This window comes from Mesorhizobium sp. WSM1293 (assembly GCF_000513875.1).
Classification (GTDB): Bacteria; Pseudomonadota; Alphaproteobacteria; order Rhizobiales; family Rhizobiaceae; genus Mesorhizobium; species Mesorhizobium ciceri.
Genome location: NZ_AZUV01000040.1, coordinates 24,437 through 36,728, shown reverse-complemented (window position 1 = coordinate 36,728; position 12,292 = coordinate 24,437). Strand labels below are relative to the sequence as shown.

Genomic DNA, 12,292 nt, shown 5'->3' with positions numbered 1-12,292 from the left:
CGACCTGCCGGCGCTGACCGGCCGTGTCGTCGACAATGCCGGCATCATCGACGCCGCGACCAAGACGGCGCTGACGCGGAAGCTCGCCGACTTCGAGACGAAAGGTTCCGACCAGATCGTCGTCGCAACGATCCCCAGCCTCGATGGCGAGGAGATCGAGCCTTACGCCAACCGGCTGTTCCGCTTCTGGAAGCTCGGCCAGGCGAAGGAAAACAATGGCGTCCTGCTGCTGGTGGCCCCGAACGACCGCAAGATGCGCATCGAGGTCGGCTATGGGCTGGAAGGCACGCTGACCGACCTGCATACCAAGCTCATCATCGAGAATGACATGGTGCCGGCCTTCCGCGCCGGGGACTTCTCCGGCGGCATCAGCAAAGCCGTCGATGACATGGTCATGGTGCTGGAGGGCAATCCCGAAGAACTGGAAGCGCGGGGCAAGCGCAATCCCGCCGATGACGGCACGTCCATCGATCCGATCTTTGCCGTGTTCCTGATCCTGTGGGCGACGATGTTCTTCGGCGGGATGGCGATGGCGTTCCTGCCGCCGATGTTCGGCACGAAACTGTCGCCGGGCGTGTACAAATGGCTGGGCATGACGTTTCGTTATGGCCGCGGGCCGAGCGGGTACTCGGGCACTGGCTGGACAACCGGTTCATCGTCGGGCGGCGGCTGGTCTTCGGGTTCGGGCAGTGGCTGGTCCTCGGGGTCAAGCGGCGGTGGCGGATTTTCCGGTGGCGGCGGCTCGTCCGGTGGTGGCGGTTCTTCAGGAAGCTGGTGAGACAGATCATGGCAACACGACCAATCAGCCCGCAGGATCATGAGCGCATCGCAACCGCGATCCGCGCCGCCGAGGAGAAAACCGACGGCGAAATCTACTGTGTCGTGGCGCATGCCAGCGACGGCTATTTCTTCCCGGCCGCCTTCATGGCGACCGTGTGCATGCTGATCGTCAGCCTGGCTGTCGGCTACGGTCTGGAGGCCTGGTGGCTGTCGATCCGGCTGCCGCATTTCGTCCTCGCCCAGCTCCTGGCGCTTGCCTGCCTGCTGGCCTTGTTGTGGGCGCTGCCCGGCCTGCGCATTCACTTGGTGCCGAGGCGGCTGCGCTACCAGGCGGCGCACGCCAACGCGATCAAGCAGTTCCTCGCCCGCAACGTCCACCGCACCACGGCGCGCACCGGCGTGCTGGTCTTCGTCTCGATCGCCGAGCGCTATGCCGAGGTGGTCGCCGATTCGGGTATCGACGCCAAGGTCGGCCAGCATGTCTGGGACGGCGTCGTACGCGACCTTACCGCGCATGCCGGCGACGACCGGCTTGCCGACGGCTTCGTCAAGGCGATCGAGTTGGTGGGTGCGGTGCTGGCCGAGCATTTCCCGGTCACTGCGGGCGACAGCAACGAGCTCGACGACCATCTCGTCGAGATTTGAGCCTTTCCACAGAAGTCTTGAAGGCCCCTCACCAGCGCGGTGATCGCCTGTGAGAAAGCAGTCGGCGGGCGGCCCGGACCCTTGCAATCGGGCGATGCGGGTTTATGGTTAACAAATCATGAATACGCTGACGATCGACATCCGGAAAGCCGACCCGCGCGATGCCAGTGCCATCGCCGAGGTGCATCTGGAAGCCTGGCGCGGCGCCTATTCCGGCATCATTCCGCACCGGACCCTGACATCGATGATCAACCGTCGAGGCGCCGACTGGTGGGCGAATGCGATTCGCCGCGCCGCCACCGTTCTGGTCGTCGAAATCGGCGGCAAGATCGCCGGCTATGCGACGATCGGCAAGAACCGCGCCCGTGAACTGCGCCAGCAGGGCGAAATCTACGAATTGTACCTGCGCCCGGAATATCAGGGCATCGGGCTCGGCAGCCGCCTGTTTTCGGCGGCCAAGGCGCGGCTGGCCGATCACGGGCTGAAAGGCATGGTCGTGTGGGCGCTGGAGGACAACCAGAACGCGCTTGCCTTCTATGCCGGCGCCGGTGGCCGCGATGTCGCCGAGGGCGTCGAGATCTTCGAGCAGAGGGCGCTGAAGAAGGTCGCTTTCGTCTGGGAATGACAACCCGGCCTTTCGGCAATTGGGCGTTCCATTCGCACCCAGCACCATTCGCCGCATTGCACCATGACGCGCCGCCCGCTATCGATCGTCCATCGAGAGAGGGATTTAAGCCATGCGCATTGAAGCCATAGCCAGCGGAAAGAATCCGCCTGAGGACGTCAACGTCATCATCGAGGTGCCGATCGGCGGCGAGCCGATCAAGTACGAGATGGACAAGGAGGCCGGCACGCTGTTCGTCGACCGCTTCCTGCACACCTCGATGCGCTACCCCGGCAATTACGGCTTCGTGCCGCACACGCTGTCGGGCGACGGCGATCCGATCGACGTGCTGGTCTGCAACACGCGCGCGCTGGTGCCGGGCTGCGTCATCAACGTGCGGCCGATCGGCGTGCTGATCATGGAAGACAATGCCGGCCAGGATGAGAAGATCATCGCCGTGCCGTCGCCAAAACTGACGCTGCGTTACGAGAATGTCACCGAATACACTCAGCTGCCCGACATTACGCGCCAGCAGGTGCAGCACTTCTTCGAGCACTACAAGGATCTCGAGCCCGGCAAATGGGTCAAGATCGAAGGCTGGCACGATTCCAAATACGCCAAGAAGATGATCGTCGACGCGATCGAGCGGGCCAAGGCGAGCAAGTAGCCCGACCGGTCAGTTGTCGACCCGGCCGAAGGCCGGCACTTTGCCGATGACGGTGTGTCTGTCCTTGCCGCAGGCGAAGGTGCGTGCCTTGTCGTCGGCAAGCTTGCGCGCCTGGTCGTTGGCGGCGGGATTGCCGGTGGCCAGCACCAGGCCGACGGTGCAGCCGTCGCGGGCGTCCATCTGGCCGACCTTGGCGACGAGCAGCACCTCGGTCGGCTTTTTCTCGTCCTCGGGATTGCTGATCGAGCGGCGATGGATGACGGCATAGGGCACTGCCGTGTCGCCCTTGGTTTCGATGCGCCATTCGACTTTGGCTCCGGACGAATTGAGGCCGGAAAAGCTTTCCCAGACCGTCGTCATGTCGCCGCCGGGCGGAAAACCGTAGAACAGCGATTCACGGGCGTCGTCATAGGCGATCAGTACGGGATAGCCGCGATAGCCTGAACAGGCGAGTTCGGCCCAGTCGCCGTCGCCTTCTTCTGCCTGCGCGTAGGTCACGCAGTCCGTTTTCGAATCCAGATCGGTGTAGGCGCTGGAAATGCCGTCGGCTTGCGCCGCCTGACCGAGACCGACCAGGACAAGCGGGATCAGAATGGCACGCATGGCGGTCAATCTCCGTTTCAAGCCGCCGCAGCGTAGCGTCAAACGCTATTTCTTCAAGCTGGCTTCGATCAGCAGGTCGGCATTGCGGGCAACCGCTTGCGCCGGACCGCCGAGGCCGAACAACTGGCCGCTGATATAGGCGCCCTCGATCAGCAGCAGCAGGCCGTCGCCGAGCGTGTCTGGGTCTTGCGCGCCCATCGCAGCCGCCATGGCGCGCAGCCGGCGGCGCAGTTCCTGCTTGTTGGCCTCGCTGACCACGCGGGCCGGATGGCTGTGGTCGGGATATTCGACCGCCGCATTGGTCATGCCGCAGCCGCGATAGTCCGCCACCTGCGTGCGCTTGCCGATGCGGGTCAGGAAAGCCTTGATCTGAGCGCGCGGGTCGCCGGGATGAGCGGCGACCGCCTCGTCGAAGCGCTCCCAGTATTCACGGTCATATTGCCTGAGATAGGAAGCGGCCAGTTCGTCCTTGGACGGAAAGCTGCGGTAGAGGCTGGGCTTGGTGACGCCGGCACGCTTGACGATCTCGTCGACGCCGATCGCCCTGATGCCGCGCCGGTAGAACAGGTCATAGGCCACATCGAGGATCTTCTTGGCGGCTTTCGGCGGAGCGGATGCATGACCGTCGCTGATGGTCAGTTCAATATTTTTGTCGGTTGGCATCGTGTGACTCGATTGACAATGTTACCGATCGGTACGTATACATGTTCCCACCCTGCAACGTACCGGTCAGTAACATGATAACTCAATCTCGCCCCTTTGGCCAGCGCTACGCTTTCGTCGTGGTCGGCGTCATCTTCCTCAGCCTGCTGGTCGCGGCTGGCCTGCGCTCCGCACCCTCGGTCATGATGCTGCCACTCGAGAACAGTTTCGGCTGGCGCCGCGACATCATCTCCCTGGCCGCCGGTGTCGGCATTCTGCTTTACGGTTTGACGGGGCCATTTGCCGCAGCCCTGATGGAGCGCATCGGGCTGCGCCGCACGCTGCTCGCCTCGCTGGTGGTGATGTCGGGCTCGACCATGCTCAGCCTGCTGATGACCAAGCCGTGGCATCTGTTCATCACCTGGGGCGTGTTCTCGGGCATTGGTTCCGGTGCCGTCGCCAGCGTGCTCGGCGCGACCATCGTCAATCGCTGGTTCAAGACCAATCGCGGCCTTGTCATGGGATTGATGTCGGCCTCCAGTGCCTCGGGCATGCTGGTGTTCCTGCCGCTGATCGCCGCTCTGGCACAGTCGGGCGGCTGGCAGCCGGTTGTCATTGCGGTCGCGATCGCGACCGCTGCCCTGATACCGCTGGTCTGGCTGCTGGTGCCGGAGCGGCCGGCATCGATCGGCATGGTGCGCTATGGCGCCGAGGCTGACGATGTGCCGCCGACGCCGCCTGCGTCACAGGGCAACTTTCTGGCGCATACCTTCTCGACGCTGCGCCGTGCCGCCGGAACGCGGGTGTTCTGGTATCTGTTCGCCACCTTCTTCGTCTGCGGCTTCACCACCAACGGGCTGGTCGGCACGCATCTGATCGCGTTTTGCGGCGACATGGGCATCGGCGAGGTGCAGGCCGCCGGCCTGCTGTCGATGATGGGCATTTTCGATCTGATCGGCACGACATTGTCGGGCTGGCTCACCGACCGTTTCGACCCGCGCAAGCTGCTCGGCGTCTATTACGGCATCCGTGGCCTGTCGCTGATCTACCTGCCCTATTCCGGCTTCTCAGCGACCAGCCTGATCATCTTCGCCGTGCTCTACGGTCTCGACTGGATCGCCACCGTGCCCCCGACTCTGAGGCTCGCCAATGAGGCGTTCGGCGATCGCAGTGGGCCGATCGTGTTCGGCTGGATCGTCGCCGGCCACCAGATCGGTGCGGCGACCGCCGCCGCCTTCGGTGGCACCATGCGCGAGTTGCAGGGCAATTACGAACTGGCCTTCCTGATCGCCGGCATGACGGCAATAGCCGCTGCCTGTATCTCGCTGCTGATCAACACCAGCAAGCCGGCATTCGAGCCGGAGCCGCAGGCGGCGTAGGGAGAGACGCTACCGGCCAAGCTGCCATCTCCCCCACACGGAGGAAGATCGGCAGCTTCGCCGTTCGCGCAAACGCCCACCCGCCTGTTGATCGTCAGAAAAACTTCATGATCCCGAGATGTCCCTGAAACATTGACGCTGGATTTTGGTGGCACCGTTCAAGCCATCCAGGAGACAGCCGTGAACAAGCTTTCGATGACTCGCCGCGCTTTCGTCACCTCCGCCAGCGCCGTTGGCCTGGCCGGCGTCTCGAGCCTGGCGCTGCCCTACTATTCGCGCGCCAGTCAGCGGCCGGCCTTCACCCATGGCGTCCAGTCCGGCGATGTCGACGCAACCAGCGGCATGGTGTGGACGCGCACCGATCGCCCGTCGCGCGTCATGTTCGAAGTGTCGTCGACGGAGAATTTCGCCAATGCGACACGCCTGGCGCCGCTCGATACGTCGCCGGCCAGCGACTACACCGTCAAGCGGCTGCTCACCGACCTCGCTTCGGACCAGGATATCTTCTATCGCATGACGGCAGCCGATCTCGCCGACATCAACGCCGTTTCCGAGCCGATCACCGGGCGCTTCAGGACGGCGCCGGCCTCGAAGCGCGACATCCGCTTTGCCTGGTCGGGCGACACCGCCGGCCAGGGCTGGGGCATCGATGAGACCGGCATGAAGACCTACGCCACGATCGGCAAGCACACGCCCGACTTCTTCCTGCATTCGGGCGACACCATCTATGCCGACGGCGCCATGAAGGACGAGGTCGACCTGCCCGGCGGCGGCAAGTGGAAGAACGTCGTGCTGATCGACGGCAAGCGCAAGGTTGCCGAGACGCTGGACGAATACCGGGACCAGTGGAAGTACAACATGATGGACAGGAACGTGCTCGGCCTCAGCGCCATCTGCCCGACTTTCTACCAGTGGGACGACCATGAAGTCCTGAACAACTGGTCGGATTCGAAGGATCTCAGCGCCGACAGCCGCTATACGGAAAAATCCATCCACGTGCTGGCGGCCCGTGCGGCGCGGGCTTTCCACGAGATGACGACGATCCGCTACGAACCTTCCGAGCCCGGCCGCGTGTATCGCAAGATCGCCTACGGGCCGCTGCTCGACGTGTTCTTCCTCGACATGCGCTCCTATCGCGGCCCCAATGGTCCCGACATGCAGGATGAGATGACGCCGCAATCGCGCATGCTCGGCGAACAGCAGACGAAATGGCTGAAGCGCGAACTGGCGAATTCGAAGGCGACCTGGAAAATCATCGCCGCCGACATGCCGCTCGGCCTCGTCGTCTGGGACGACGGCACCAAGAAGGTTGGTGCCGAAGCAGTCAGCAATGGCGACAATGGCTTGCCAAAAGGGCGTGAGCTCGAGATCGCCGACCTGCTGCGCTTCATCAAGAATGCCGGCATCAGCAACACCGTCTGGCTCACCGCCGACGTGCATTACACGGCCGCGCATTATTACAACCCGGACAAGGCGCAGTTCCAGGATTTAAATCCGTTCTGGGAATTCGTTTCGGGTCCGATCCATGCCGGAACGTTCGGGCCGAACGATTTCGACATGACGTTCGGTCCGGAGCTGAAGTTCATCAAGGCGCCGACCGCCGAACAGGGACAGAACCTACCGCCGTCGGCAGGTCTGCAATTCTTCGGGCTGGTCGATATTTCAGGCGCCAGCGAGCAGATGACGGTGCGGCTGATGGATCGCGACGACAATGAACTCTACAAGGTGACGCTCGACCCGGTACGGTCGGCATAAGCGCGCGCTGATGGAAAGGTGTCGCGCGTCTAGGGCGCGCGATGTCTTAGTCCGGGTAGCAGACCATGGAGATATTCGGCCAGACGGCGCTGTCGCAGTTGGCGGCGTCCTGCCGCTGCTTGAAGGCGGCGCTGACCGGGCCGGTCACCACCGGGTCGACGCCGTCGGGCGCGTCGGCGAAAATCTGCTCGGCCGACTGTGCCTCTGACGGCAAGGCAGGCCGTGATTCCTTCGTCGTCGCGGCCGACTGCGCGGCGTTGGCCGCCAGCAGGACGGCGAAGGCAACAGAGGCGATGAGCGGCCAGAATCGGTTGAGTTTGTCGGTCATGATGTTCGAACTGCCCGGGCCCCGAAGGGTTCCCGCCTTGGTTAACAAAATCATCTCACACGCAGATGCTTAAGATTTGATGAGTATTTGGTGACGCGCCTCCTCTTTCGCAACTGCGAAAAACCCTGTATGAGCCGCGCAACCGAAAGAGGCAGCGCCTTTTGGCCTGCTGCCTGCAACGCTTCCGAGACCAGAACATGAAAATCCGTAATATCGCGATCATCGCGCACGTCGACCATGGAAAGACCACCCTGGTCGACCAGCTTTTGAAGCAGTCCGGCTCCTTCCGAGACAATCAGCGCGTGGCCGAGCGCGCCATGGATTCCAACGACCTCGAAAAGGAGCGCGGCATCACCATCCTGGCCAAAGCGACCTCGGTCGACTGGAAGGATACCCGCATCAACATCGTCGACACCCCCGGCCACGCCGATTTCGGTGGCGAGGTCGAACGCATCCTGTCGATGGTCGACTCAGCCATCGTGCTGGTCGATGCCGCCGAAGGGCCGATGCCGCAGACCAAATTCGTCGTAGGCAAGGCGCTCAAGGTCGGCCTGAAGCCGATCGTCGTCATCAACAAGATCGATCGCCCGGACGCCCGTCATGTCGAGGTGGTCAACGAGGTGTTCGACCTTTTCGCAGCGCTCGACGCCACCGACGAGCAGCTCGACTTCCCGATTCTGTACGGCTCAGGCCGCGATGGCTGGGTTTCGGAAAATCCGGAAGGACCGAAGGACCAGCAGTTGGCGCCGCTGTTCGACCTCGTCATCAAGCATGTGCCGGAGCCGACCGTTCATCCCGGTCCGTTCCGCATGATCGGCACCATCCTGGAAGCCAATCCGTTTCTCGGCCGCATCATCACCGGCCGCATCGAGAGCGGCACGCTGAAGGCCAACCAGCCGGTCAAGGTGCTGCACCATGACGGTACTCAGATCGAAACCGGCCGTATTTCCAAGATCCTGGCCTTCCGCGGCCTTGAGCGCCAGCCGATCGAAGAAGCGCAGGCGGGCGACATCGTCGCCATTGCCGGCTTGTCGAAGGGCACCGTCGCCGACACGTTCTGCGACCCGAGCGTGAGCGAACCGCTGCATGCGCAGCCGATCGATCCGCCGACCGTGACCATGTCGTTCCTGGTCAACGACAGTCCGCTGGCCGGCACCGAAGGCGACAAGGTGACCAGCCGCGTCATCCGCGACCGCCTGCTGCGCGAAGCCGAAGGCAATGTCGCGCTGAAGATCGAGGAATCGCCTGACAAGGATTCGTTCTTCGTCTCCGGCCGCGGCGAATTGCAGCTGGCCGTGCTGATCGAGACGATGCGGCGCGAAGGCTTTGAAATCGCCGTGTCGCGTCCGCGCGTCGTCATGCAGAAGGGCGAGAATGGCGAATTGCTGGAGCCGGTCGAAGAAGTCGTCATCGACGTCGACGAGGAGCATGCCGGCGTCGTCGTGCAGAAGATGTCCGAGCGCAAGGCCGAGATGGTCGAACTGCGCCCATCCGGCGGCAATCGTCAGCGCATTGTCTTCCATGCGCCGACCCGTGGCCTGATCGGCTACCAGTCGGAGCTTTTGACCGACACGCGCGGCACCGCCGTGATGAACCGGCTTTTCCATGCCTATGAGCCCTACAAGGGCGAGCTGCCAGGCCGCACCAATGGCGTGCTGATTTCCAACGAACAGGGCGAATCGGTCGCCTACGCCATGTGGAACCTGGAAGATCGCGGCCCGATGGTCATCGATCCGGGCGTCAAGGTGTATCAGGGCATGATCATCGGCATCCATAGCCGCGACAATGACCTTGAAGTGAACGTGCTCAAGGGCAAGAAGCTGACCAACATCCGTGCCGCCGGCAAGGACGAGGCGGTCAAGCTGACCCCGCCGATCCGCATGACGCTGGAACGCGCGCTGGCCTGGATCCAGGACGACGAGCTGGTCGAAGTGACGCCGAAGACCATTCGACTGCGCAAGCTCTATCTCGATCCGAACGAGCGCAAGCGGTTCGAGAAGTCGTCCAAGGTGGTCGGCGCGGCGTAAGCTCTCTGTTTTCCGATAATCGAGAGGGGCGGAGCAACCAGTGTTCCGCCCCTTTTTCGTTCATCCACCGGCAGCCGCGATGATGGCCTGCCGATCGGCCTCGCCGGCCAGATCGATGCGGATCGTGTTTCCCGCACGGGCCGGCTTGCGCAGGGCCTTTGCTCCATCCGGGTCAACGATGAGCAGCCGCTTCTCCTCCAGCGCCTGAAGCCGTGATCGCGAGATGCAGAGTTCGCTTGCGAGCAGCCGGTCGAGCCGCAGCGATGTCGGCATTTCGAGCCCGAGCTGGAGTTCCAACACGGTCGCGGCTTCCCTGGTGTCGCCGAGCCTGCGCTTGCGAACGCTGACATCGGAGAACTCCTCGACGCGCCCGATCCGGTTGCGCAACGCCACCGCATCGAAGGCATGACGGTGAGCGAGTGCAGGATCGTTGCTTTCGAGCGCCGCCAGCAGCGCCGGGTCGATGTCGCGGCGGTTGCAGCGTTCGAAAATGCCGAAATTCCAGGAATTGTCGCAGTCGATGCAGCGATAGATCAGCCACACGTCGATGCGTTTGCCATTGGCGTTGACGCGGAACTTTCCGCTGCTGCAATAGGCCCTCACGGTGCTGCAGCGGTTGCAATTGATGAGCGGTCGAGGTGCGGTCTGGGGTGCGATTGCCCAGTGGATACGCAGAAGTCCAGACATGCCGATAAGCCCTTCCCGTCGGGAAGTTCATCAGGCCGGCGATGTCGAGATGCCCATGCGGGCGCGGCGTGGCGGTCGCTTGCTATGATTGGAAATCGGATGTCACGGGCGGCAGCGCGCAACAACGGTTCAGCAGTGCCAAACCGGTCTCGAACCGCCGCCCAGAAGAACACATGAAAATGAAAACAGATACCGCAAATGCGGTGTCATGCAGTGTGTCGGGGGAGTTGGCGAGACCGGCGGTTACGTAGGCAAAGTGAAGCTCAAAATTGTTTCGCGATGGCCTTTCTAGCCGCGACATGCCGGACCGACAAGGGTCTTTTGTCGGTGCTACCGCAGCCGAGCCACTTGCGTTAATATCCGAAATCGAAGGTTTTCAACCAGAGACCCGGTTATGCACCCCACCTCGCTCCTGATTTTCGCCGCCGCTCTGTTCGTTGCCGCGGGCTCGCCTGGGCCATCGATCGCGGCGCTTGTCGCCCGCGTCATCTCGAAAGGGTTTCGCGACGTGTTCCCGTTCCTGCTCGCCATGTGGATCGGCGAGGGCATCTGGCTATCGCTGGCGGTGTTCGGGCTGGCTGTCGTGGCGCAGACCTTCCATTTCGCCTTCGTCGTGGTGAAATGGGTCGGCGTTGCCTATCTCGCTTACCTCGCCTGGAAGATGTGGACCGCGCCTGTCGATGCAAAAGAGGGCGAGATGCCGCGCGAGGATTCGGCGATAAAACTGTTCTTCGCCGGCATGGCGGTGACGCTCGGCAATCCCAAGATCATGATGTTCTACCTGGCGCTGCTGCCGACCATCATCGACCTCGCTTCGGTCAGCATCGTCGGCTGGGTCGAGCTGACGGCGACCATGGCCGTGGTGCTGGTCGCCATCGATCTCGCCTGGGTGCTCGCCGCATCACAGGCGCGCAAGCTTTTGAAGAGCAAGCGCGCCATGAAGATCGCCAATCGCATCAGCGCCACGACGATGGCCGGTGCGGCGGCCGCCATAGCGACGCGGTCCTGAGCCGGCGCGTCACATCACTTCAATGATCGGCGCGATCTCGACGCTGAAGGCCGGGTTCATCAGGATCGGGCAGTCCTTGGCCTTGGCGACGGCATCGTCGATGTCTTTCGCTTCGACGATCGTGTAGCCGGCGGCCGGATTGCTGCCGCCATTGTTCTCGACCTTGCCGCCGGGCAGCACCATCTTCGACATGCCGACCGGATTGCCGCCGTCGACCACGGCCGAGCCGAGCTTGCCGTACCAGCCGTTCCAGGCGTCCATTGCGGCCTTCCGCTCGGCCTCGTCGGTCGGCATCTTGCCCGAGCCATGATAGACGTAGAGATACTTCGCCATGTTCTCCTCCCTTGGTGAGCGGCATCGAACCGGCATGCGGTCATGCCGCCTGCCGATCATCGGACCAAACCGGCAAACAAGCAACGAGAATGCGACACTGCTAATATAACGCCCCGGTCTGGCCCCTGCCGCAATCCGTCACCTTGCCATGGCGTGGTATTCGTCGTTCGGCCGCATATCGATTCCCGCAGCCACTCGGTTCGACATGTTGAAGAAGGCAGCGGTCGAGGCGATATCCCAGATGTCGCGATCGGTGAAGCCGGCCTGACGCAGCGCGGCCCGGTCGGCCTCGACGATCTTGGCCGGCTCTTGCGTCAGCTTGACGGCGAATTCGAGCATTGCCGTCTGCCTGGGCGAAAGATCGGCGGCGCGGAAATTCATCACCATCATTTCGCCGAGCGGCGGGTCGCCGGAGAGCTGGCGCACCGCCGCGCCGTGCGCGGTCAGGCAATAGTAGCAATGATTGATCGAGGAGACGGCGACCGCGATCATTTCGCGCTCCAGCTTCGACAGGCCGGACTCACCCAGCATCAAATCGTTGTACATGTCGGTGAAGGCGCGCAGCTTCTTGTCGTCGAAGGCATAGGCCCTGAGCACGTTGGGGACGAGGCCGAGCTTCTCCTCGCATTTGGCGAAATAGGTTTTTGTCGCCTCGCTCAGCTCTCCCTGGCCAAGATCAAGCGCGCTGATTTTGCCGGTCATGGGTCATTTCTCCTCGTTGCGCGGCATCTTGTCGCCAAATTCCGATAATTCTTGGCAAGCCGTCAAACCTTTGTCGCCAAACAGCGGTCATCTGCTACCATAGTCGTAAAAGCATTCGACGGGAGGGACGT

The 12,292-nt window shown here is 62.8% G+C and carries 14 protein-coding genes; 8 read left to right on the top strand and 6 right to left on the bottom strand.

Annotated features, from left to right (window positions below; all coding sequences use genetic code 11):
• The 4 genes from M729_RS0129580 to ppa all read left to right on the top strand — a co-directional run.
• Positions 1 to 778, top strand: a 778-nt coding sequence (locus M729_RS0129580) for a YgcG family protein (protein ID WP_027163696.1), incomplete at its 5' end; no start/stop codon positions are given.
• An 8-nt stretch (positions 779 to 786) separates the two neighbouring features.
• Positions 787 to 1,425, top strand: a complete 639-nt coding sequence (locus M729_RS0129575) for a TPM domain-containing protein (RefSeq protein WP_027163695.1) — start codon at positions 787 to 789, stop codon at positions 1,423 to 1,425.
• A gap of 118 nt (positions 1,426 to 1,543) precedes the next feature.
• A complete protein-coding gene (locus M729_RS0129570; protein WP_027163694.1) occupies positions 1,544 to 2,050 on the top strand; it encodes a GNAT family N-acetyltransferase in 507 nt (168 codons plus the stop codon).
• Positions 2,051 to 2,162: 112 nt separating this feature from the next.
• Positions 2,163 to 2,696 carry an inorganic diphosphatase gene (ppa, locus tag M729_RS0129565; RefSeq protein WP_013528997.1) on the top strand — a complete coding sequence of 178 codons (534 nt, stop codon included), beginning with the start codon at positions 2,163 to 2,165 and terminating at the stop codon, positions 2,694 to 2,696.
• A 9-nt stretch (positions 2,697 to 2,705) separates the two neighbouring features.
• Here the strand turns inward: ppa and M729_RS0129560 are convergent, their stop codons facing one another.
• Both M729_RS0129560 and M729_RS0129555 read right to left on the bottom strand, forming a co-directional pair.
• Entirely contained in the window at positions 2,706 to 3,299 is a 594-nt protein-coding gene (locus tag M729_RS0129560) for a hypothetical protein (RefSeq protein ID WP_027163693.1), read from the bottom strand.
• 45 nt (positions 3,300 to 3,344) lie between these two features.
• Positions 3,345 to 3,962 carry a TetR/AcrR family transcriptional regulator gene (locus tag M729_RS0129555; RefSeq protein WP_013528999.1) on the bottom strand — a complete coding sequence of 206 codons (618 nt, stop codon included), beginning with the start codon at positions 3,960 to 3,962 and terminating at the stop codon, positions 3,345 to 3,347.
• 74 nt (positions 3,963 to 4,036) lie between these two features.
• Between M729_RS0129555 and M729_RS0129550 the strand changes: the two genes are divergently transcribed.
• Positions 4,037 to 5,320: an MFS transporter gene (locus tag M729_RS0129550; RefSeq protein WP_024504198.1), complete on the top strand. Its 1,284-nt coding sequence runs from the start codon at positions 4,037 to 4,039 to the stop codon at positions 5,318 to 5,320.
• A 180-nt stretch (positions 5,321 to 5,500) separates the two neighbouring features.
• Entirely contained in the window at positions 5,501 to 7,075 is a 1,575-nt protein-coding gene (locus tag M729_RS0129545) for an alkaline phosphatase (protein WP_027163692.1), read from the top strand.
• Between the two features lie 46 nt (positions 7,076 to 7,121).
• Here the strand turns inward: M729_RS0129545 and M729_RS0129540 are convergent, their stop codons facing one another.
• Positions 7,122 to 7,403, bottom strand: a complete 282-nt coding sequence (locus M729_RS0129540; protein WP_244506871.1) for a hypothetical protein — start codon at positions 7,401 to 7,403, stop codon at positions 7,122 to 7,124.
• A gap of 197 nt (positions 7,404 to 7,600) precedes the next feature.
• Between M729_RS0129540 and typA the strand changes: the two genes are divergently transcribed.
• A complete protein-coding gene (typA, locus tag M729_RS0129535) occupies positions 7,601 to 9,430 on the top strand; it encodes a translational GTPase TypA (protein WP_013529003.1) in 1,830 nt (609 codons plus the stop codon).
• A 60-nt stretch (positions 9,431 to 9,490) separates the two neighbouring features.
• On the opposite strand, the gene M729_RS0129530 is transcribed toward typA, so the two are convergent.
• Complete coding sequence (locus M729_RS0129530) at positions 9,491 to 10,117, bottom strand: DUF1062 domain-containing protein (RefSeq protein WP_027163691.1); 627 nt, start codon at positions 10,115 to 10,117, stop codon at positions 9,491 to 9,493.
• 394 nt (positions 10,118 to 10,511) lie between these two features.
• On the opposite strand from M729_RS0129530, the gene M729_RS0129525 reads away from it, so the two are divergent.
• The gene (locus M729_RS0129525; protein WP_024504201.1) at positions 10,512 to 11,126 is read left to right on the top strand and encodes a LysE family translocator; all 615 of its coding nucleotides are present in this window, start codon (positions 10,512 to 10,514) and stop codon (positions 11,124 to 11,126) included.
• Between the two features lie 9 nt (positions 11,127 to 11,135).
• Here M729_RS0129525 and M729_RS0129520 read toward each other — a convergent pair whose 3' ends face one another.
• Entirely contained in the window at positions 11,136 to 11,459 is a 324-nt protein-coding gene (locus tag M729_RS0129520) for a hypothetical protein (RefSeq protein ID WP_013529006.1), read from the bottom strand.
• A gap of 138 nt (positions 11,460 to 11,597) precedes the next feature.
• Complete coding sequence (locus tag M729_RS0129515) at positions 11,598 to 12,161, bottom strand: peroxidase-related enzyme (RefSeq protein ID WP_027163690.1); 564 nt, start codon at positions 12,159 to 12,161, stop codon at positions 11,598 to 11,600.
• Positions 12,162 to 12,292: the final 131 nt, after the last annotated feature.

Bases quoted from the DNA above. Each gene is read 5' to 3' on its own strand.
- M729_RS0129525 (WP_024504201.1), top strand. From the start codon at position 10,512: ATGCACCCCACCTCGCTCCTGATTTTCGCCGCCGCTCTGTTCGTTGCC.
- M729_RS0129515 (WP_027163690.1), bottom strand. From the start codon at position 12,161: ATGACCGGCAAAATCAGCGCGCTTGATCTTGGCCAGGGAGAGCTGAGC.
- ppa (WP_013528997.1), top strand. From the start codon at position 2,163: ATGCGCATTGAAGCCATAGCCAGCGGAAAGAATCCGCCTGAGGACGTC.
- M729_RS0129540 (WP_244506871.1), bottom strand. From the start codon at position 7,403: ATGACCGACAAACTCAACCGATTCTGGCCGCTCATCGCCTCTGTTGCC.
- M729_RS0129560 (WP_027163693.1), bottom strand. From the start codon at position 3,299: ATGCGTGCCATTCTGATCCCGCTTGTCCTGGTCGGTCTCGGTCAGGCG.
- M729_RS0129575 (WP_027163695.1), top strand. From the start codon at position 787: ATGGCAACACGACCAATCAGCCCGCAGGATCATGAGCGCATCGCAACC.
- M729_RS0129520 (WP_013529006.1), bottom strand. From the start codon at position 11,459: ATGGCGAAGTATCTCTACGTCTATCATGGCTCGGGCAAGATGCCGACC.
- M729_RS0129555 (WP_013528999.1), bottom strand. From the start codon at position 3,962: ATGCCAACCGACAAAAATATTGAACTGACCATCAGCGACGGTCATGCA.
- M729_RS0129570 (WP_027163694.1), top strand. From the start codon at position 1,544: ATGAATACGCTGACGATCGACATCCGGAAAGCCGACCCGCGCGATGCC.
- M729_RS0129550 (WP_024504198.1), top strand. From the start codon at position 4,037: ATGATAACTCAATCTCGCCCCTTTGGCCAGCGCTACGCTTTCGTCGTG.
- M729_RS0129530 (WP_027163691.1), bottom strand. From the start codon at position 10,117: ATGTCTGGACTTCTGCGTATCCACTGGGCAATCGCACCCCAGACCGCA.
- typA (WP_013529003.1), top strand. From the start codon at position 7,601: ATGAAAATCCGTAATATCGCGATCATCGCGCACGTCGACCATGGAAAG.